General features: G+C 60.6%; 17 protein-coding genes and 1 pseudogene. 9 read left to right on the top strand and 9 right to left on the bottom strand.

The features are described from left to right. Positions 1–74 precede the first annotated feature (74 nt). The 8 genes and pseudogenes from ACOYQJ_RS09755 to bhcA form a co-directional block, all read right to left on the bottom strand. A complete protein-coding gene (locus ACOYQJ_RS09755; protein WP_422905836.1) occupies positions 75–1,589 on the bottom strand; it encodes a nucleobase:cation symporter-2 family protein in 1,515 nt (504 codons plus the stop codon). Positions 1,590–1,899: 310 nt separating this feature from the next. Beyond that, positions 1,900–2,756, bottom strand: a pseudogene (locus ACOYQJ_RS09750) (malic enzyme-like NAD(P)-binding protein); the annotation flags it as partial. Between the two features lie 15 nt (positions 2,757–2,771). Continuing rightward, entirely contained in the window at positions 2,772–3,773 is a 1,002-nt protein-coding gene (locus ACOYQJ_RS09745; protein WP_422905835.1) for a type I glyceraldehyde-3-phosphate dehydrogenase, read from the bottom strand. Positions 3,774–3,953: 180 nt separating this feature from the next. Next, entirely contained in the window at positions 3,954–4,274 is a 321-nt protein-coding gene (locus ACOYQJ_RS09740) for a thioredoxin domain-containing protein (RefSeq protein ID WP_422905834.1), read from the bottom strand. Beyond that, on the bottom strand, positions 4,274–5,239 hold the full coding sequence (gene bhcD, locus ACOYQJ_RS09735) for an iminosuccinate reductase BhcD (RefSeq protein ID WP_422905833.1): 966 nt from the start codon (positions 5,237–5,239) through the stop codon (positions 4,274–4,276). Before bhcD ends, ACOYQJ_RS09740 begins: the two co-directional genes overlap by 1 nt. Positions 5,240–5,353: 114 nt before the next feature. Then, positions 5,354–6,517, bottom strand: a complete 1,164-nt coding sequence (gene bhcC / locus ACOYQJ_RS09730; RefSeq protein ID WP_422905832.1) for a 3-hydroxy-D-aspartate aldolase BhcC — start codon at positions 6,515–6,517, stop codon at positions 5,354–5,356. Between the two features lie 42 nt (positions 6,518–6,559). Continuing rightward, on the bottom strand, positions 6,560–7,531 hold the full coding sequence (gene bhcB / locus ACOYQJ_RS09725) for a beta-hydroxyaspartate dehydratase BhcB (RefSeq protein WP_422905831.1): 972 nt from the start codon (positions 7,529–7,531) through the stop codon (positions 6,560–6,562). Continuing rightward, entirely contained in the window at positions 7,531–8,721 is a 1,191-nt protein-coding gene (gene bhcA / locus ACOYQJ_RS09720; RefSeq protein ID WP_422905830.1) for an L-aspartate--glyoxylate aminotransferase BhcA, read from the bottom strand. The genes bhcB and bhcA overlap by 1 nt, the downstream gene beginning before the upstream one ends. Before the next feature lie 167 nt (positions 8,722–8,888). Between bhcA and bhcR the strand changes: the two genes are divergently transcribed. Further along, positions 8,889–9,737, top strand: coding sequence for an HTH-type transcriptional regulator BhcR (gene bhcR, locus ACOYQJ_RS09715; RefSeq protein WP_422905829.1), 849 nt, complete (start codon positions 8,889–8,891; stop codon positions 9,735–9,737). On the opposite strand, the gene ACOYQJ_RS09710 is transcribed toward bhcR, so the two are convergent. After that, positions 9,718–10,587 (bottom strand): bifunctional allantoicase/(S)-ureidoglycine aminohydrolase, encoded by an 870-nt coding sequence (locus tag ACOYQJ_RS09710; protein WP_422905828.1) that lies wholly within the window; start codon positions 10,585–10,587, stop codon positions 9,718–9,720. The genes bhcR and ACOYQJ_RS09710 overlap by 20 nt on opposite strands. A gap of 480 nt (positions 10,588–11,067) precedes the next feature. Between ACOYQJ_RS09710 and ACOYQJ_RS09705 the strand changes: the two genes are divergently transcribed. From ACOYQJ_RS09705 to ACOYQJ_RS09670, 8 genes are read left to right on the top strand one after another with little or no spacing between them, the layout of a single operon-like run. After that, a complete protein-coding gene (locus tag ACOYQJ_RS09705; protein WP_422905827.1) occupies positions 11,068–12,102 on the top strand; it encodes an ABC transporter ATP-binding protein in 1,035 nt (344 codons plus the stop codon). Then, positions 12,099–13,208 carry an ABC transporter ATP-binding protein gene (locus tag ACOYQJ_RS09700; protein WP_422905826.1) on the top strand — a complete coding sequence of 370 codons (1,110 nt, stop codon included), beginning with the start codon at positions 12,099–12,101 and terminating at the stop codon, positions 13,206–13,208. The genes ACOYQJ_RS09705 and ACOYQJ_RS09700 overlap by 4 nt, the downstream gene beginning before the upstream one ends. Before the next feature lie 3 nt (positions 13,209–13,211). Further along, positions 13,212–14,732, top strand: a complete 1,521-nt coding sequence (locus tag ACOYQJ_RS09695; RefSeq protein WP_422905825.1) for an ABC transporter substrate-binding protein — start codon at positions 13,212–13,214, stop codon at positions 14,730–14,732. A 60-nt stretch (positions 14,733–14,792) separates the two neighbouring features. Then, the gene (locus ACOYQJ_RS09690; RefSeq protein ID WP_422905824.1) at positions 14,793–15,737 is read left to right on the top strand and encodes an ABC transporter permease; all 945 of its coding nucleotides are present in this window, start codon (positions 14,793–14,795) and stop codon (positions 15,735–15,737) included. Between the two features lies 1 nt (position 15,738). Further along, positions 15,739–16,626, top strand: coding sequence for an ABC transporter permease (locus tag ACOYQJ_RS09685; RefSeq protein WP_422905823.1), 888 nt, complete (start codon positions 15,739–15,741; stop codon positions 16,624–16,626). Positions 16,627–16,638: 12 nt separating this feature from the next. Next, positions 16,639–18,420, top strand: coding sequence for a gamma-glutamyltransferase family protein (locus ACOYQJ_RS09680; RefSeq protein WP_422905822.1), 1,782 nt, complete (start codon positions 16,639–16,641; stop codon positions 18,418–18,420). Continuing rightward, a complete protein-coding gene (locus ACOYQJ_RS09675) occupies positions 18,417–19,163 on the top strand; it encodes a DUF1028 domain-containing protein (protein ID WP_422905821.1) in 747 nt (248 codons plus the stop codon). Before ACOYQJ_RS09680 ends, ACOYQJ_RS09675 begins: the two co-directional genes overlap by 4 nt. A gap of 55 nt (positions 19,164–19,218) precedes the next feature. Beyond that, positions 19,219–19,959 (top strand): FadR/GntR family transcriptional regulator, encoded by a 741-nt coding sequence (locus ACOYQJ_RS09670; RefSeq protein WP_422905820.1) that lies wholly within the window; start codon positions 19,219–19,221, stop codon positions 19,957–19,959. The last annotated feature ends 18 nt before the right edge of the window (positions 19,960–19,977 follow it).

Genomic DNA, 19,977 nt, shown 5'->3' with positions numbered 1-19,977 from the left:
CATCTTTTGACAACGAAAAAGCCCCGGACCATCAGGCCCGGGGCTGTGTCGTGTCTGCCTTCGGCTTGGTGCGGTCAGTGACCGCCCTCGGCCTGTAGGGCTGCTGCGCGCAGCTCGTCTTCATTGACCTCTTTGGCGCCATTGAAGACCATGTTCAGTGATACCGCTGAAATGGTCGCCAGCAAAATGCCCGAGTCAATCAGCGGTTCAATCGAATGCGGCAACCACATGCTGAAGGACGGGGCGATCAACGGGATCATGCCCATACCCAGTGAAATCGCCACAATCAGACCGTTAAAGCGGTTCTCCTTGAAGTCTACGCCGCCGAGAATGCGGATGCCCGTCGCGGCCACCATGCCGAACATGACCAAGCCCGCCCCACCAAGCACTGCAACCGGCAAGGATTCGACCAGCGCGCCCATCTTGGGAACAAGACCAAGCACGATCATGATCACCCCACCCATCACGCAGACATAGCGCGAGCGAATGCCGGTGACGCCGACAAGGCCCACGTTCTGACTGAATGAGGTATAGGGGAAGGTGTTGAACAGCCCGCCAATCAAGGTGCCCAGACCGTCCGTCCGCAGACCTGCCGACAGCGAAGGGCGTTCAATCTTTTTCCCGCAGATATCGCCTAGCGCAAGAAACATGCCGGTGGATTCGATCATCACGACGATCATGACAAGTGTCATGGTCAGGATCATGATGGGATCAAAGATCGGCACACCGAAATGGAAGGGCGTGATCAGTGCAAACCATTGCGCCGTGCCGACGTGATCGAAATGCATGATACCAAGAACGGTTGCCGTGACCGCGCCCACCACAATACCCAGAAGCACCGAGATATTGGCCAGAAAGCCCTTGGCAAATTTCATGATGACCACGATCGTTGACAAAACCAGCGCCGAAATCGCCATGTTCAGCGGTGTGGCATAGGCAACGTTGTTCTGCGTCGCCGCAAGCTTCAGCCCCCGCGGCACTTCCGGAACGCCTGCGGCCCCCAGTTCCTTGACCTGCGCCAACCATGCGGCGTGTTCGGTGCTGACCACTTGCGGTGCCGTCGAACCAACGGGAACACCGAAAATCCACTGGATACCAACCCGCATCAAGGTCACGCCGATCACCAGAATGATCGTACCGGTCACGATGGGCGGAAAGAACCGCAACATTCGGCTGACCAGCGGCGCAATCAGCATCGCGATGATGCCCGCCCCCATGATGGCGCCAAAGATCATTCGCGCGCCGTCGATTCCGGGATTGGCCGCAGCGATGGAGACCATCGGGCCAACCGATGCAAAGGTCACCCCCATCATCACGGGCATCTTGATCCCGAACCATCTTGTGGCGCCCATCGACTGGATAATCGTGACCACCCCGCAGACGAACAAGTCGGCGGAGATCAGAAAGGCGACATCGGCGGGCGAGAGTTGCAGAACCCGTCCGACGATAAGAGGCACCGCAATGGCGCCGGCATACATGACCAACACGTGCTGAAGGCCGAGAGTGAAAAGCTTGCCTCCCGGCAGCTTTTCGTCGACCGCATGGGTCGTTTGGGTATTGCCGGTATCAACCGTCGCATCAGATGACATTTGTAACTCCTCCTCTATTCAGAATTCCATTTGGTGGTGTTGGGGTCTTGGCCTGGCCGGATGGTCCAGATCCGGCCAGGCCTTTGGATCCGCCGCAGCTCGACACATCAGCGCCCGCCAAAGCCGCGATGTTCAGCAATCCGCGCGGTGTGACCGCCGGGGTCACAATATGGGCTCGGTTGGCCATGCCCATCAGGATCGGGCCAAACTCCAGACCGTCTGCCGCGCTGTTCAACAGGTTCCGTGCCGCACCGGACTCGATGGCCGCTTTGGCAACGGCGACGTTCGGCAAAAGGCGTGAATCAAACGGTTTCGGGATCAGGTATTCGGGGGCAAAGGTCTGCTGTTCGCTTGCATAGGCCTCGCCCACGTCTGCAGTTGCGGTCTGCCGCGCCAAGGGGGCAATCGCATCGACACAGGCCAGTTTCATCGTATCGTTGACCTCCTTGGCTTCGGCATCCAAGGCTCCGCGAAAAATGAAGGGGAAGCACAGCACGTTATTGACCTGATTGGGATCGTCCGAACGCCCCGTCGCGGTCATGGCCCCGGGCGAGGCTTTGCGCGCGACTTCCGGCATGATCTCAGGTGTCGGGTTGGCCAAGGCAAAGAAGATCGGCTTGTCGGCCAATTCGCGCACCAGATCTGCAGCAAAAGCGCCGGGTCCGGACAGCCCAAGGAGCATGTCCGCGCCTTTCAGCGGCTGCTGCGATGTCGTGTCATCCTTCGCGTTCGCGAACATCATCTGTTCCGGCACGAGGTTGTCCCGCGCGGGGTGCAAGACGTCCGAGCGGTCAACGCTTTGGGGTCGGCTTCGTCCACTTCAATGTCGAAACAGTCGATCCCGGCGAACTTCTTGAACAGCACCGCCTTGCCTTCCGTCACCGGCCTGGAGGCCTGCGCTCCGATGTTACCAAGGCCCAGAACCGCGGTGCCATTCGAGATGACAGCCACAAGATTGTGCTTGGCCGTATATCGGGTCGCCTTGACGGGGTCAGCGGCGATCTCGGTGCAGGCTTCTGCTACGTCCGGCGAACAGGTCCGCGACAGATCTCGCGCGGTCGCCATCGGCTTGGTCGGACGGATTTCCAGCTTCCCGGGCTTGGGAAATTCGTGGTAATCCAATGCCGCTTGGCATTGGATGTCTTTCTTCGACCCATCCAGAGCCATGTCTTTTTCCTCCAATTACAGGGGTCGCGCCGCAAGGCGTTCCGCCATTTCAAGCATCCGGGCCGAGAAACCCCATTCGTTGTCGTACCAACCGAACACGCGCAGTTGCCGGTGCCCGGCCGATTGAGTTTCGGGGAGCGCAATCACCAGTGATTCCGGTCGCGCGCGAAAATCCGTGGACACGCAGGGATCGTCTGTCAGGCCAACAAGCGTGGATTCGGCAAAGGCCTGCCTCAAGAAGTCGGTCATGGGTTCGTCGCAGTCTTCGGAAAGCTGCAGGGTGGCATCGATTGCCGAAACCGAGATACAGGGCACCCGAACAGCCGCAACGCTCAGGCGACCTTTGAGCTCGGGCAACACCTTGATGATCTGATCCGCCGCACTTGTCGTCGTCGGGACCATCGACACCGCGGCGGCCCGGCTTCGTTCAAGACTGGCACCCGGCTTGTCAACCGTCGGTTGGCTGCCGGTATAACAGTGAATGGTTGTGACATGCGCCTGTGCGATCCCAAGGCCAAGGTCGATGGTCCGGAGCAGAGGTGCAATCGCGTTCGTCGTACAGGACGCGTTCGAGACGATCCGGGCTTCACCAAGCTCATGCTCATTGGCGCCAATGACCACCGTTCGATCCGCAATCGCTGACGGACCGGAGATCAGGATATTCGAGGCGCCCGCGTCCAGACCTGCTTCGGCAAAGCCCCGGTCGTTGACCTTTCCAGTACATTCCAGAACCACATCGACATTGCGCAGATCCAAGGCGCGCAAGTCAGGTTCACAGAAAAATGGAATGTGGCGCGCACCGATCTTCAACTGGTTCTTGCTGGCTTCCACGGTCGAAGGGAATAGACCGTAAACACTGTCGTAGCGCAACAAATAGGCGCAGGTCTCCAGCGGCGCGATGTCATTGATGCCGATCACCTCGGCGTTGCATGCGCCTTCGTTTTGAAGGACTTGGCGCAGCACCGTGCGACCGATACGGCCGAAACCGTTGATGAAGATCCGCAGGGGCCGGGTCATGTTTGCACTCCGTTTGTCATGAACAAGGCTGGCGTGAGGGCACCACATAGCAACGTCGCGAATGCCGTGTGACTGATGACGACGATCCCGGCGAGATACGTCGCGCCATCCACGAACCGTTGGGCACGGGAACAGCGCCCGCGAATGGCAGGGAAAAGGACAGAAGCATGTTGATCGGCCTTAGTCGCGCGTGGCGAGATACCTCAGAACGTGTTCGGCGTTCTCGGCGGGATAGAAAACCTGGGCTGCACCTGCATTCAACAGGTCAGCATGATGATCCCGGTAGCCGCAGGACTGAGGTGTGCGGCCTTTGGCCCCGGGAATTTCGTCCCAGCCCGGAATTGCGGTTTCCCCCGGTGGTCTGGCGCGGGGATAGGCATAGAGCACGGGGCAGCCCGGCAAAGATCCAAGATCAATCTCGCGACCGTCGGTGGCCGGAAGCGTGGCCGATGGAACGGCGCTCTCCGTCAGCCTTTGGCAAAGATCGAAAGGGCGAGACATCAAAAATCGACCTCGATCGCGATGCCTTTTTCGACGGCAAGCTCGACAACGGTGGCCGCAACCGCCAGATCCTGCAGGCCGACGCCGGTGCCGTCGAACAGGGTGATTTGCGTGTCAGAGGTGCGGCCCGGATTGGTTCCGTTGATCACCGCGCCCAGCTGCGACACGTCACTTTCCTTGATCAATCCCTCGGTCACGGCATGTTGCGCCTCACCGATGGAGATCGATTGCGCGACTTCGTCGGTAAAGACGGTGGCGCGCGCCAGCAAAGCGGATTCGACCTCTTGCTTGCCTTTGGTGTCGGTGCCCATGCAGGCGACGTGGCAGCCGGGGCTGACATGATCGGCCATCAGCGAAGGCGCAAAGGCCGATGTGATCGAGATGATGACATCCGCCTCGGTCATGCCGGGCAGATCCACCGCCTCAAAGGGAACGCCAGCCTCGGCCGCGACCTTTTCGATATTCGGCAGCATTTCCGGGTGATAGTTCCAGCCAATGACTTTCTCGAACGGCCGCTGTTCCAGCGCAGCGCGCAGTTGGAAAGTCGCCTGATGGCCCGCACCGACCATGCCAAGCACTTTGGCATCGGGGCGCGCCAGATGCTTGATCGACACTGATGAAGCTGCCGCGGTGCGCAGGGCAGTCAACAGGTTGCCCCCGACCATCGCCTTGACCTTGCCGGTATCGGGATCGAACAGGAACACGGTGGACTGGTGGTTGATCAGCCCGCGCTTTTCCAGATTGTTCGGCCAATAGCCCCCCGCCTTGAGACCAAGCGTCAGGCCCGCGCGGTCAAACCCGCCTTTGAAGCCATAAAGCGCGTCCTCGTGCCCGATGGCTTCGCGCACGACGGGAAAGTTGTAAGCGTCGCCCGACGCCATCGCGGCAAAGACCTTTTCCACGGCATCAAAGGCCGCCGCGCGGGTCATGAGGTCAGCAATTTCCCGTTCGGGTACGATAAACATGGCGTTCTCCTGTAAAAGTCGTGCGCCCCTGTGCCACCGCCGGAAGGAGAGCATACACATGGGGCGACTATCCGGCTCCTCTCGAGCCAGTCCTTCCTAACTTCGGCAGCTGGCTCAGTAGGCGTGGCCGCGCGCCGACACCGGCCAGACGCATTCCACCTTGCCGCCGCGCACACCAACATACCAATCGTGCACGTTGGCGGTTGGGTCGCAGTGGCCCGGCACCAGCTTGAGCTTGTCGTTCACCTTGAGCGCGCCGGTCGGGTCCATGACAACGCCATGTTCATCCGAACATTTGACGTATTCGACATCGTCGCGGCCAAAGACAACCGGCAACCCGCTGTCGACCGACTGCGCCTTGAGACCCGCATCAACGATGGCCTTGTCGGCCTTGGCGTGGCTCATCACGCTGGTCAGGATAAAGAAAGCGTTTTCCCATTCGCCCTGGTCGATCCGCTTGCCGTCCTTGTCGAGGATACGGCCATAGTCCGCATCCATGAAGGCATAAGAGCCGCACTGAAGCTCGTTATAAACGCCGGAATTGCTCTCGAAATAGTACGATCCGGTGCCCCCACCGCCAACGATATCGCAGTCCAGCCCTTCGGCCTTCAGCGTGTCGACGGCGTCCTTGACCATCGCCACGGCGATGTCGAGCTTGGCCTTGCGGTCATCATAACTGTCGAGGTGCTGCATCGCGCCCTGATAGGCCTGGATGCCCGCGAATTTCAGCCCTTCGGCGGCATCAATCGCCTTGGCGATCTCGACCACCTCTGGCGTGGTGGTCACGCCGCAACGGCCCGCGCCGCAGTCGATTTCGACAAGGCATTCGATCTGGGTGCCGTGCTTTTGCGCCGCTGCTGACAGGTCTGCCACGTTGGCGATATCATCGACACAGCAGATCGTGCGCGCGCCCAGCTTGGGCAGACGGGCCAGACGGTCAATCTTGGCCGGGTCGCGGACTTGGTTGGACACCAGCACATCCTTGATGCCGCCGCGCGCAAAGACCTCGGCCTCTGACACCTTTTGGCAACACACGCCGCAGGCGCCACCAAGCGTTTCCTGAAGCTTCTGAACATCCACGGATTTGTGCATCTTGCCGTGGGTGCGGTGACGCATGCCGTGGTCCTTGGCATAGTCGCCCATCTTCTTGATATTGCGCTCCAGCGCGTCGAGATCCAGCACAAGGCAGGGGGTCTGGATGTCAGCCTCGTCCATGCCCGGCTTGGCCGGGATGTCAAAGCCCACTTCGAATGCGTCGAGATTGGTCATGTCTTTCATGTCCGTGCTCCTAAATCGGAATTGATGTCTATCGGTTCGGGGTCAGGCCGCGTTCATCCAGGGCAGCTTGTCCAGATCGACGTTGCCGCCGGTGATGATCAGGCCCACGCGCTTGCCTTTGAAGGCCTCGGGGTTCTTGAGAACCGTGGCCAGCGGCACGGCCGACGACGGCTCCATCACGATGCGCAGATGTTTCCATGTCAGCTTCATCGCGTCGATGATTTCCTGATCGGACGCAGTGTAGATCTCGCTGACATAGTTGGACACAAAGTGCCAGGTGCGCTCTTTCAACGGCACCAACAGCCCGTCGGCGATGGTTTTCGGCGCGTCATCGGCGATGATGTGACCCGCCTTGAAGCTGCGATAGGCGTCATCGGCCTGCTCGGGTTCGGCTGCGATGATCTTGGTCTCAGGCGCCAGCGTCGATAGCGTCAGGCATGTGCCCGACACCATGCCGCCGCCGCCGATGGGGGCCACAACCATGTCGAGGCCGTCTGTCTGCTCGATGAACTCCTTGGAACAGGTCCCCTGCCCCGCGATTACCCGCGGGTCATTGTAGGGATGCACGAAATCGCCCCCTGTCGCGGCCTGAACCTGCGCAAAAGTTGCCTCACGCGAGGTGGTCGAAGGTTCACACTCGGTGATAACTCCGCCATAGCGCCGCACGGTGTCCTTCTTGGCCTGCGGTGCGGTGTGCGGCATCACCACGTTGCACGGAATGCCCCGGCGCATCGCCGCGTAGCTAAGGCAAGAGGCATGGTTGCCCGAGGAATGCGTTGCAACGCCCTTCGCGGCCTGCGCCTCGTCCAGCCCGAACACGGCATTCGCCGCCCCGCGCACTTTGAAGGCACCCGGTTCCTGAAAGTTCTCGCACTTGAAAAACAGCTGCGCGCCGGTCAGCTCGTTCAGATAGTCAGAGGTGCGGACCGGCGTACGGCGGATATATGGCTCGATCCGCTCATGCGCATCCAGCATGTCCTGGTAAGTCGGGATATACATGTCGTTGTCTTTCATCACGCCGCGTCCTGCTGGGCCACCACGGAATGGCCGCGATAGTATTCCTGTGCCGCGGCAACGCCCGAGCCGAGTTTGATGTCGAGCCCAAGATCGACCATGCACATCTCGGCGGTGGCGATACCCGACAGCGTCATGACGTCGGTCAGGCTGCCAAGGTGGCCAATGCGGAACACCTTGCCCGCAACCTCGCCAAGGCCAACGCCAAAAGCGACCCCGTACTTGTTGGCGGCATGGGTGACGATATCGGTCGCGTTGAAACCCTCGGGCGTGCGGATCGCGCTGACAGTGTCCGAGTAGACCGAGGGATTGGCCGCGCAAAGGCTCAGCCCCCAGGCATCCACAGCCGCGCGCACACCGCTGGCGATCCGGTGATGGCGGGCAAAGACATTCTCAAGCCCTTCGTCCAGCAGCATACCGCAGGCCGTGTTGAGACCGTTCATCAACCCAACAGCAGGCGTGTAAGGATAGGCATTGTTGGCATAGCCCTTGGCCATGTCGTGAACGTCAAAGAATGTGCGCGGCAAGGTGGCGGTCTTGGTCGCTTCCATCGCCTTGGGGCTAAAGCCAACAATCGCAAGGCCAGCGGTCAGCATAAAGCCCTTTTGCGATCCGGTGACGGCAACATCGACGCCCCATTCGTCAAAGCGAAAGTCCATCGACGCGATGGAGGACACGCCGTCCACAAACAACAGCGCCGGGTGACCCGCCGCATCCAACGCGCGCCGGACAGCCGCGATATCGGATTTCACACCGGTGGCGGTTTCGTTATGCGTGGCCAGAACCACCTTGATCTCATGTGCCTTATCGGCGGTCAGGATCTCTTCGTAGCGGTCCGCAGGCAGGCCTTCGCCCCACGGCGTTTCGACGATCTGCACGTCCAGACCGTGGCGCTGACACATGTCGATCCAGCGATGGCTGAACATGCCGTTGCGCGCGGCCAGCACCTTGTCACCTGCGGACAGGCAGTTGGTCAGCGCGGTTTCCCAGCCACCCGTGCCGGTCGACGGGAAGATGAAAACCTCAGCCTGATCGCTTTTCAGGATCTTGCGCACGCCAGCGCGGGCCGGGTGCAGGATCTGGCCGAACAGAGGCGAGCGGTGGTCGATCGTCGGCATGTCGCAAGCCTTGCGCAGGCTTTCGGGGATGTTGGTCGGGCCGGGAATGAAAACGGGGTTTTGAAAGCTCATGGATGGTCTCCTTGCGTCGTTGCCCTGACACTAGGGGATGCGCGCAGTTCCTGATACTATTTTGAAATCGCCTTTCATTTTGGTGTGATGCCGATTAATCTAACATTGTCAGTCCCTTATATTTTTCATATGGTGAATAAGTCTTTCACATAAAACGAAAGGTTCTTATGGAATCTCAAACGAATAGCTCAGGAACAGGTCGCAAAGCCCGCGGCAGACCCCGTGGCTGGGAAGACAAAACGGCGCAGAACACGATCAAATCGCTCGACCGCGCCATGGAGGTTTTTGAATATCTGAGCGAGGCTCAGGGCAAACCGCTGACCATGCTTTCGGACGAAATGGGCCAGTCTCCGGCCACTGTTTACCGTATTCTCGTCACCTTGGAGGGCCGCGGTCTGGTCGAATTCGACCACGAGGAACAGGTTTGGCATATCGGCCCGCGCGCCTTTGTGATCGGTGCGCGGTTCCTGCGGCGCACAAGTCTGGTCGATCGCGCCCGGCCAATCATGCGCAAGCTTATGGAAGCCACCGGAGAGACGGCCAACCTAGGCATCGAAAAGGAAGGGGCCGTGCTGTTCCTGAGTCAGGTTGAAACGCATGCAAGCATCCGCGCGTTCTTTCCCCCGGGCACGTTGTCCCCCATGCACGCATCGGGCATCGGCAAGGCCTTGTTGGCGCATATGGACCACGAGAGGTTGGACCGGCTTCTGGCCTCAGCGGAATTGCAGGCCTTTACCGAGCGTTCAATCACCGATCCGGTGGCGCTCAAAGATAACCTCAGGACCATCCGCGCAAGCGGATACTCCGTCGACAACGAAGAGAAGAACTCTGGCATGCGGTGCATCGCGGCCCCGGTCTTTGACATGAACCGAGAGGCGGTTGCCGGTATCTCGGTCTCGGGTCCGACCAGCAGGGTCAGCGAAGCCGAGATCGAACGGCTAAGCCGCCCCGTGATCGAGGCGGCTCAACAATTGACCTTGGCAATCGGGGGCAGTGTTACTCCGCCGCCGACCTGAGGCGTTGATGCTGCGCATGGGCCGCAGCGCCAAGACGCAATGGCATATGCCGATTCACGTCCTTGTAAAGAAGATAGCGGAACCGGCCGGGGCCACCGGCGTAACAGGCTTGCGGGCAGAAGGCGCGCAGCCACATGTAATCGCCGGCCTCGACCTCGACCCAGTCACTGTTCAGCCGATAGACAGCCTTACCTTCCAGAACATAGAGACCGTGCTCCATCACATGGGTTTCAAGGAACGGAATGACGGCGCCCGGCTCGAAAGTGACGACAGTCACATGCATGTCATGGCGCAGATCGCTGGGGTCGACAAAGCGCGTCGTCGCCCATTTGCCATCGGTCCCGGGCATCACAGTGGGCGCGATATCGTTTTCATTGAGCACCAAGACATCCGGCGTATCAAGGCCTTCGACCGGCTCATAGGCTTTGCGGACCCAATGAAAGCGCAGCGTGTCCTGACTGCGGTTGTGAAGGGTCCAGCCGCTTGACGGTGGCAAATAGGCGTAACCACCCGGTGTCATCTCATAGGCCTTGCCATTGACGTTCAGAGTCGCTGTCCCTTCAACGACAAACAAGACGCCTTCGGCTTCGGGATCGGTTTCCGCCCGATCGGATCCACCGCCCGGCTGAACTTCCATGATGTATTGCGAGAAGGTCTCGGCAAAGCCGCTGAGCGGCCGCGAAATCACCCAAAGACGTGTATCCTCCCAGAACGGCAGAAAACTGGTGACGATGTCGCGCATCGTGCCTTTCGGGATCACGGCATAAGCATCCGTGAAAACCGCGCGGTCAGTGAGAAGTTGATCTTGTCCGGGGTGCCCCCCGTGTGGCGCGAAATACTTGGGACTCATGGATGCTCCTGAAGGCAGAGTATGTGTTGGATAAAATATGCGTCGCGATCCGGTCGCGGACCACCCGCAAAGTAGCGACAGCTCTCTTCGGAAAGATTTGAAAATAAAACATATCTGCGTAAAGAAGTGAATAAAATAGACTCTTTCGCAAACGGGCAGCCTTCTAAGAGTTGGCATTTCCTGATCGTATGCGCTGTTTCTATGTTGTCCAAAATTGCCAAGCGTTGCGTTCACCGCCTTTATGCCCACCGTGCTGGCGCTTCACTTGTCGATCGCGCGGGCTTTGGGCAGCGCTTTTGACTGCCCGGCCTTGGCCAAGAACCGCAAGGCCGCAGGCTTGTTGCGATGCATTTTTATGCAGAAACATTCGGTGGCCCGCCTTTGGCATGGGTTGAAATCCAGACCGTACTTGACAGGTGGCAGCCATGAACCTTTCCTGAATTGGTTCGAAAAAGCTTGATTCGCGACTGAGGAGCAAGAATGACCGCACCATTGGACGATCATGATTCCGAAGGCGAAGAGACTGCCGAAAACCGCACGGTACTGGCCCTTTCGGATTTGGTCTTACGCTTCAAGGGGCAGACCAATGACGTGGTCGACGGCGTCAGCCTGTCGGTCAAACGCGGCGAAGTCCTTTGTGTGGTCGGCGAATCCGGCTGCGGTAAAAGTGTGACCGCAATGGCCTTGATGGGCTTGCTTCCAGCGGATTCCACCCAAATATCAAAGGGAAATCTGGATGTTTATGGATCTCACATAGATTTGTCGGTGGAAACCTTGCCGTCCGCAATGCGCGGCAATCGCATCGCGATGATTTTTCAGGAGCCGATGACCTCGTTGAACCCTGCTTTCACCATCGGTGATCAGATCAGCGAAGCTGTCTTACGACACAGCGGTGCCACCCGCGCCGAGGCACGAGACCGCGCCTTGCAAATGCTGCAACGCGTGGGCATCGCCAACCCCGAGCAGCGCCTTTCCGAGTATCCGCACCAATTGTCCGGTGGTATGCGTCAGCGCGTCATGATCGCGATGGCGCTGGCCAATGACCCACAAATCCTGATCGCAGATGAACCGACCACCGCGCTCGACGTCACAATCCAAGCGCAGATCCTCGACCTGATCCGCGACCTGCGCGACGAAACCGGAATGGGCACCATCATGATCACCCATGATCTGGGCGTCGTGGCCGAAATCGCGGACACGGTGGCAGTGATGTATGGCGGGCAGGTTGTGGAACAGGGCGCCGTCGCCGAGATTTTCGACAAACCGCAACACCCCTATACCATCGGTCTGATGAGCGCGATGCCGCGGCTCGATAGACCCGGCGGGCGGCTGGCCATCGTGCCGGGCACCGTGCCGACGATTGCGAATATGCCCGCAGGCTGCCGCTTTCGCACGCGCTGCGCTTTCGCGACGAAAACCTGTGAGGCACGGCCAGCCCTTGTGCCGATTGGCGACGGCCATCACGTGGCTTGCCACTATGCCCCGCTTGAAACCAACGTGGCGGTGTCGGCATGACGGATGATGTCATTCTCGAAGCAATCGATGTCGTCAAACACTTTGGCGATGGCGGCAGCTGGCTGTCCCCTTCCCCGGTGGTTCAGGCCGTGGACGGCGTGTCGCTTAAGATCCGGCGCGGCGAAACCTTTGCCATCGTCGGAGAGTCGGGCTGCGGCAAGTCCACTCTGGCGCGCGTGCTCATGCGGCTTCTGGCGCCAACTTCGGGCTCTGTCCTGTTTGACGGGCGCGAGGTCAGCACCACAACTGGCACGGCATTGCAAACCCTGCGGCGTGAGATGCAGTTCATTTTTCAGGACCCGTTTTCTTCGCTCAACCCGCGCATGACCGTCGGCAAACTTGTCGGAGAGCCGCTGGAAGTGCACGCGCCGGAGCTAAGTGCGCAGGAACGCCGCGACCGCGTGGCGGACCTGCTTCGCAAGGTGGGGCTGCGCGCCGAATATGCCGGGCGCTATCCGCATGAATTCAGTGGCGGGCAGCGTCAACGGATTGGAATTGCGCGCGCGTTGGCCTCTGGTCCAAAGCTGATCATCGGAGATGAGCCTGTTTCGGCGCTGGATGTCTCAGTACAGGCGCAGGTGATCAACCTTCTGGACGATCTGTCCCGCGACATGGGGCTGACGCTGGTCATCATCGCGCATGATCTGGGCGTGATCCGCCACATGAGCGACCGCGTGGCAGTGATGTACCTGGGCCGGATCGTCGAAAGCGGCACCACCGAAGAGGTCTATACCGCGCCGCACCATCCCTACACGAGGGCGCTTCTGGCCTCGATCCCGACGATGGGCGGCAAGCCCGAGGGCCACAAGGCCACAGTCTTGGGCGAAATGCCCAGCCCTACCGCTCCGCCATCAGGCTGCCGGTTCCACACACGCTGCCCGCACGCGCAAACCAAATGCAAGACAGACACGCCGGCGCTGCAGGCCAATGGATCGGACGGCCATCAGGTGGCCTGCCATTTCTGGGAGACCCTCGCAGCCGCGACACCCCCCGCCACACAACCCCAAAAACCCCAGGCCGTAGAAGCCCGGTTCGCCCTGTATCGCGCCGCGACAGAGGGCGGAACCGTCACCCACAAGACCAGTTCACCGACAGAGAGGACCTGACATATGTCACATCTTAAGACTGCCATGATCACAGCGCTGCTGGGCGCAACCGCGCTCAGCGCCAGCCCGGCCTTTGCCAAGGATTTGCGCATCGCCCTGCAATCGGATGCGGATGTTCTGGATCCTGACCAGTCGCGCACCTTCGTGGGGCGCATCGTCTATGCGTCGCTCTGCGACAAGCTGGTCGACATCACCCCGGACCTTGAGATCATCCCGCAACTGGCCAATTCTTGGACCACCTCGGACGATGGCACATCAATCACCATGCAGCTGCGCGAAGGCGTGGTTTTCCACGACGGCACACCCTTCAACGCCGAGGCCGTGGCTGCGAATATCACCCGCTCGCAGACGCTGGATGAATCTCGCCGCAAGTCCGAATTGAAGTCGATCACCTCGACCGAAGTCACCGGCGAATACGAGATCAAGCTGAACCTTGCAGGCCCTGACGCCACACTTCTGGCGCAGCTGGCGGACCGTGCAGGGATGATGGTTTCGCCTACGGCTGCTGCTGCAGCTGGCGCTGACTTTGGTCTGAATCCGGTCTGCTCCGGCCCCTTCAGCTTTACCGAGCGCGTGGCGCAGGACAAGATCGTGCTGACCCGCTTTGCCGATTACTGGAACGCCGATGCGATCCATTTCGACAGTGTCACCTTCCTGCCAATCCCGGATACCACCGTGCGTTTGGCCAACCTGCAGTCTGGCGATATCGACATGCTGGAACGTCTGGCGGCCACCGACCTCGGACAGGCCAACGCCGATGCGAATATCGTTGTCGCCGATGCGGTGTCGCTGGGTTATCAGGGCATCACCTTCAACATCAACAACGGCGAAAAGGGCGACAACCCCTGGGGCAATGACAAGCGCCTGCGCCAGGCTCTGAGCTATGCCATCGACCGCGAGGCGATCAATCAGGTCGTTTTTGAAGGCGCCTTTGCCGCGGGCAACCAGTCCTTCCCACCGACCTCGCCCTGGTACAACTCCGACTACCCGGTGCCGCCGCGCGACGTGGAAAAGGCCAAGGCGTTGCTGGCCGAGGCTGGCTTTGCCGATGGTATCGACCTTGAGGTGCAGGTGCCCAACACCACCGTACCTCTGCAACTGATGCAGGTGGTGCAGGCCATGGCGGCTGAGGCGGGGATCAACATCTCGCTCACTTCCAAGGAGTTCGCAACGCTTCTGGCTGACCAGTCCGCCGGCGATTATATCGCCAGCCAGATCGGTTGGTCGGGCCGTGTCGATCCCGATGGCAACAACCACCAGTTCGTGACCACCAACGGCGGCATCAACGACTCCAAGTTCTCTGACCCCAAGGTCGATGAGCTGATGAACGCCGCCCGTGTCGCGCCCACGGTGGCAGAGCGCAAGGCTCTGTACGATGAGGCGATGGTCATCATGCTGGACGAGCTGCCGCGGCTGTTCCTGTACCATCAGAAATGGATCTGGGCCTACAACGACAGCCTCAAGGGCTTTACCCCCTATCCTGACGGGATGATCCGTTTGGAAGGCGTTACCTGGGAGGAGTGACCCTTCCTTGCCCGCGCCGCTGCTGTTTGCGGCGTGGGCAGTTTTTCAAAGGGGCCTGATATGCTGGCGTTCTTGTTGCGACGTATCGTGATTGCGTTGCCGACCATCGTTCTGATCTCGATCTTCGTGTTCGCGCTGCAAAAGCTGTTGCCGGGCGATCCGCTGCTTGTGCTGGCGGGCGAAGAGCGCGATCCCGAAACGCTGGCCTTCCTGCGCGAGAAATACCGCCTGAACGATCCGATATGGATGCAGTACCTCGCCTGGATCGGCAACGCGCTTCAGGGAGATCTTGGAATTTCCTTGCGCACCAATCAGCCCGTGACGGAACTGATGGCGCAAAAGCTGCCTGTGACCATCCAGTTGGCGGTTATGTCGATGATCTTCGCACTGGTGATCGGTATTCCAGCGGGCATCCTGTCGGCGGTCAAGAAGGGCAAGGTGACGGACTATGTCGCCAATATCGTCGCGCTTTCCGGCTTGTCGATTCCGAATTTCTGGCTGGGCATCATGCTGATCCTGCTGGTGTCCGTGAAATGGCAGCTTTTGCCCGCCTCCGGTTATGTTCCGCTGTCCGAGGATTTTGGCCAATCCATCCGAACCATGCTGATGCCTTCCTTTGTACTGGGCACCGCGCTGGCGGCGACGTTGATGCGGCACACCCGGTCGTCCATGCTTAGCGTACTGAGCGCCGACTATGTCCGCACTGCCCGCGCCAAGGGGCTGTCGGAGCGCGTTGTGATCCTCAAACACGCCCTGCGCAACGCGCTGACGCCCATCGTGACGCTGACAGCGCTCTTGTTTGGCGAACTGGTCGCGGGCGCGGTTCTGACCGAGCAGATTTTCACCATCCCCGGTTTTGGCAAGCTGGTGGTCGATGCAGTCTTTAACCGCGACTATGCCGTGGTGCAGGGCATCGTTCTGGTCACCGCTGTTGGATTCATTTTCATGAACCTGTTTGCAGATGCGATGTACTATGTTCTCAACCCGCGGCTAAGGGGGCAATGATATGACCGACGCGACCTCCAACACGCCGCTGGCCGCCGAGCCGCTGTTGACCGCCAAGCCGGAAAACCGCGTCTGGAAGAAATTCCGCAGCCACAAGAGCGCGCTGATCGGCGGCATTCTGGTGGCGTTTTTCGTGCTCATCGCGCTGGCCGCGCCAATGCTGCCCATTCCCGACCCCGCCGCCACCGATTGGGGCGCTGTGCGCAAGGCGCCAAGCTGGGATCATTGGATGGGCACCGATGAAATCGGCCGCGATGTCATGTCCCGGATGATCTGGGGCGCGCAGGCTTCGCTTTTGGCAGGCGTGGTTTCAGTCGGGATCGCGGTGCTTCTTGGCGTGCCGCTGGGGATCGTTGCGGGCTACTTCGGAGGCTGGACCGATGCCGTCATCTCGCGCTGCACCGAGGCGCTTCTTGCTGCGCCCTTCCTGATCCTCGCCATCGCTTTGGCAGCCTTCCTTGGCCCCTCTCTGACCAACGCCATGATCGCTATCGGCATCTCGGCAACGCCGATTTTCATCCGCCTGACGCGCGGACAGGTGATCAGCGTCAAGTCCGAGGATTACGTCGACAGCGCGCGTGCGATCGGTCTGCCGACGCCGCGCATCCTGTCGCGCTATATCCTGCCCAACGTGCTGCCGCCGATCCTTGTGCAGGCAACGCTGACCATCGCGACAGCGATCATCGCCGAAGCATCCCTATCCTTTCTTGGTCTGGGCCAGCAGCCGCCCGAGCCAAGCTGGGGTTCGATGCTGAACACCGCCAAGAACTTCCTCAACCAAGCCCCCTGGATGGCCCTTTGGCCCGGTATTTCGATTTTCCTTGTGGTGCTGGGTTTCAACCTAATGGGTGACGGGCTGCGTGATGCCCTTGACCCGCGCGAACACTGATCTGGAGTAGCCATGTCCGATTTCACCACCCGTCCCGAGATCAGAGGTACCTTTGGCGTCGCCACCTCGACCCACTGGATCGCGTCCTCTGTGGGCATGAGCATCCTTGAGAAGGGCGGCAACGCCTTTGACGCTGCGGTGGCCACCGCGCTGACCCTGCAAGTCGTGGAGCCGCATCTGAACGGCCCGGCAGGTGACATGCCTGCGATCTTCTATTCGGCAAAGACCGGCAAGGTCGAAGTGCTCTGTGCGCAGGGTGTTGCGCCCGAGGCGGCGACGATTGATCACTACACCGAGCAAGGGCTGACACTGATCCCCGGATCAGGCCTTTTGGCGACGGTGGTCCCGGGGGCGTTCGACGGCTGGATGCTGATGCTGCGCGATTATGGCACCATGACCCTGCGCGAAGTGATGCAACCTGCCATCGACTATGCCCGCGACGGACATCCCATGTTGCCGCGCGTGGCAAACACCATTGCCGGACTGGCAGATTTCTTTGCCGAAGAGTGGCCCACATCCGCTGCCGTCTGGACGCCCGGCGGCAAGGCGCCCGAGCCGCATGCCCTGTTCAAGAACCCAGAATTGGCGGCAACCTATGACCGGCTTGCCTCGGCCCAGGGGGACACGCGCGAGGCGCAGATTGACGCCGCCCGTGCCGAGTGGCGGGCCGGCTTCGTGGCAGAGGCGATCTTTGATTACCTCAGGGACGCGCATGTGATGGACGTCTCCGAAGCCAAGCATTCCGCCGTGCTTGCTCCGTCAGACATGGCTGACTGGCGCGCCACCTTCGAGGCGCCGCTGTCCTTCGACTATCACGGCTGGACGGTTCACAAGACGCAGCCATGGTCGCAGGGGCCCGTTCTTTTGCAGGCTTTGGCGATCCTCAAGGGGTTCGATCTGGGTGCCATGGACCCCAACGGCGCCGAATTTGTGCATACGGTGATCGAAGCGATGAAGCTGGCCTATGCGGACCGCGAGGCCTATTACGGCGATCCCGACTTCAGCGAAATCCCGATGGATGTGCTGCTGAGCGAAAGCTACAACGCTGAGCGCCGCAAGCTGATCACGGCCAAGGCTTCGCTTGAGCAGTGCCCCGGCAGGGTGCCCGGCTTTGAGGCGCAGGCCGATGCCTATCTCGAACGCGCCAAGCGCGACTTCAAGGTTGGCGCGGTGGCGGCACAAGAGCCGACCATGTCGCACCTGACCGAAAAACGCGGCGATACCGTTCATCTCGATATCATCGATCGCTGGGGCAATATGGTGGCATCGACGCCTTCGGGCGGCTGGCTGCAAAGCTCTCCGGTCATCCCCGGTCTGGGCTTCCCGCTGAATTCGCGCGCGCAGATGTTCTGGCTGGAGGAAGGCCTGCCGACCTCGCTGGCCCCCAAGCGCCGTCCACGCACCACGCTGACGCCCAGCCTTGCGGAAAAGGACGGGATGCAGCTGGTATTTGGCACCCCCGGGGGCGATCAGCAGGACCAGTGGCAGTTGATCTGGTTTCTACGCTTTGTGCATTTCGGCATGGGTTTGCAGGAATGCATGGATCAGCCGCTGTTCCATTCGATGCACTTCCAAGGCTCGTTCTTCCCGCGCGAGGTCAAACCAGGCGAGATGATGATCGAACCCGATGTCGGAGAGGACGTGATCGCCGAGCTGCGCAGCAGAGGCCACAAGGTCACCGTGGCCGAGCCATGGACCGTGGGCCGACTGACCGCTGCCTTGCGCGAACCCGGCGGTATGCTGCGGGCCGCCGCGACACCGCGCCTGATGCAAGCCTATGCGGTGGGTCGATGACCTATTCTCTGATCGCAAAAGACACCGATGGCAGCATTGGTCTTATCGTCGCCAGCAAGTTCTTCGCCTGCGGGGCTGTGGTGCCAAATGTCTCAGACACCGTTGCCGTCGCCAGTCAGGCTTTCTGCAACCCGATCTGGGGCACCGAAGGGCGGGCGCGCATGATGGCGGGCGAAAGCGCGGAGGCAGTGATCGCGGATCTGGCGGCGCGCGATGAGGGCCGCGCCATCCGGCAGGCCCACATGATGGACGCGGATGGCAATTTCGCCGCCTATACCGGCGTGGATTGCGTGGATTGGGCCGGGCATCTGCTGGGCGAAGGGCATTCAGTGGCGGGCAACATGCTGGCGGGACCCCAAGTGATCAAGGCCACGTCAGAGGCTTACCTCGCCAATGCGGATCTGCCCTTTGCCGAACGGTTGATCACCGCGATGCAAGCTGGTGAGGCGGCGGGCGGCGACAAACGCGGCCGACAAGCGGCAGGGCTGATCATCCACCGAGGTGAGGCGCACCCGTGGCTTGATCTGCGCGCCGATGATCATGCTGATCCTCTGGGAGAACTGGCACGGCTTTGGGATGTCGCGCAGGAACGCTATGTGCATTTCGCCAAAGGGATGCCCACAGCCAAGCGGTTTTCCGGATATCCGACCCGCGATGGCATCGACGCGGACATCGCGGCGGCAGAAGCGCGGCGCAAGGCCGAAGGACGCGCGAGCCGGTCGCAGGCTGTAGAGCTTGAGTAAATCAGGAAGCCTCCGGTAACTTGGCCATCGAACGCTTTGATCTGAGGAACGCCAGATGAACATCATATCCTCAAAAGGCCCGACTGAGCAGGTGCGCGGGCAGCTTCTCGCTCTGATCAAATCGGGGGACATCAGCTCCGACGGAAAGCTGCCGACAGAGCGCGCGCTGGCGGACCGTTTTGGCGTCGGGCGGCGGTTCGTGCGTCAGGCGCTGGATATGCTGGAGGCCGAAGGCTTGGTTTGGCGCAAGCAGGGCAAAGGCACATTTGCGGGCCAGCCATCCGATCCGATGGGCGATCTGGCTGCCAAGATCACCGGCGAAACCAATGCTTTGGAAGTCATGGAGGCGCGCCTTTGTATCGAGCCGGAGCTTGCCGCGCTTTGCGCGCAGCGCATGCATCCCGATGAGGTCACGCGTTTGCGGATGCTCGCCCAGCGACAGTTCGAGGCCGCCGATGCTCAGGCGGTCGAGCTCTGGGACGGCTCGCTGCACCGGCTGATTGCGCAATGCGCGCGCAACCGGCCCTTGCTGACCGCCTTTTCACTTTTGGACAAGATCCGCTCCAACCGCGATTGGGTCACGATCCGCGCAAAGGGCCGTGACGGGGCATCGCTGCAGGTCACCCATAGCGAACACCTTGCCATCATCGAAGCCATTGCCGCCCGCCACGCCGAAGCCGCCCGCACCGCCATGCGCGATCACCTTGAAACCCGCTTCAATGCCCTGCTTGGAGAGTTTGACAAGGCCGCGCGTGAAAAGGGCGAGGCCTTCTTCGCGGCAGACCCCAAAACGTAATCGCAACCCGAAGGAAGC

This window comes from Pacificoceanicola algae, from assembly GCF_049341065.1.
In the GTDB taxonomy this organism is placed as follows: Bacteria; Pseudomonadota; Alphaproteobacteria; order Rhodobacterales; family Rhodobacteraceae; genus Pacificoceanicola.
The sequence above is the reverse complement of the archived record's forward strand: the minus strand, read 5'-3'. Positions and strand labels throughout refer to the sequence as shown.

Bases quoted from the DNA above. Each gene is read 5' to 3' on its own strand.
- ACOYQJ_RS09680 (WP_422905822.1), top strand. From the start codon at position 16,639: ATGTCCGATTTCACCACCCGTCCCGAGATCAGAGGTACCTTTGGCGTC.
- ACOYQJ_RS09695 (WP_422905825.1), top strand. From the start codon at position 13,212: ATGTCACATCTTAAGACTGCCATGATCACAGCGCTGCTGGGCGCAACC.
- ACOYQJ_RS09740 (WP_422905834.1), bottom strand. From the start codon at position 4,274: ATGTCTCGCCCTTTCGATCTTTGCCAAAGGCTGACGGAGAGCGCCGTT.
- ACOYQJ_RS09690 (WP_422905824.1), top strand. From the start codon at position 14,793: ATGCTGGCGTTCTTGTTGCGACGTATCGTGATTGCGTTGCCGACCATC.
- ACOYQJ_RS09685 (WP_422905823.1), top strand. From the start codon at position 15,739: ATGACCGACGCGACCTCCAACACGCCGCTGGCCGCCGAGCCGCTGTTG.
- ACOYQJ_RS09755 (WP_422905836.1), bottom strand. From the start codon at position 1,589: ATGTCATCTGATGCGACGGTTGATACCGGCAATACCCAAACGACCCAT.
- bhcR (WP_422905829.1), top strand. From the start codon at position 8,889: ATGGAATCTCAAACGAATAGCTCAGGAACAGGTCGCAAAGCCCGCGGC.
- ACOYQJ_RS09710 (WP_422905828.1), bottom strand. From the start codon at position 10,587: ATGAGTCCCAAGTATTTCGCGCCACACGGGGGGCACCCCGGACAAGAT.
- ACOYQJ_RS09745 (WP_422905835.1), bottom strand. From the start codon at position 3,773: ATGACCCGGCCCCTGCGGATCTTCATCAACGGTTTCGGCCGTATCGGT.
- ACOYQJ_RS09700 (WP_422905826.1), top strand. From the start codon at position 12,099: ATGACGGATGATGTCATTCTCGAAGCAATCGATGTCGTCAAACACTTT.
- bhcB (WP_422905831.1), bottom strand. From the start codon at position 7,531: ATGAAAGACAACGACATGTATATCCCGACTTACCAGGACATGCTGGAT.
- bhcA (WP_422905830.1), bottom strand. From the start codon at position 8,721: ATGAGCTTTCAAAACCCCGTTTTCATTCCCGGCCCGACCAACATCCCC.
- ACOYQJ_RS09670 (WP_422905820.1), top strand. From the start codon at position 19,219: ATGAACATCATATCCTCAAAAGGCCCGACTGAGCAGGTGCGCGGGCAG.
- ACOYQJ_RS09705 (WP_422905827.1), top strand. From the start codon at position 11,068: ATGACCGCACCATTGGACGATCATGATTCCGAAGGCGAAGAGACTGCC.
- bhcD (WP_422905833.1), bottom strand. From the start codon at position 5,239: ATGTTTATCGTACCCGAACGGGAAATTGCTGACCTCATGACCCGCGCG.
- ACOYQJ_RS09675 (WP_422905821.1), top strand. From the start codon at position 18,417: ATGACCTATTCTCTGATCGCAAAAGACACCGATGGCAGCATTGGTCTT.
- bhcC (WP_422905832.1), bottom strand. From the start codon at position 6,517: ATGAAAGACATGACCAATCTCGACGCATTCGAAGTGGGCTTTGACATC.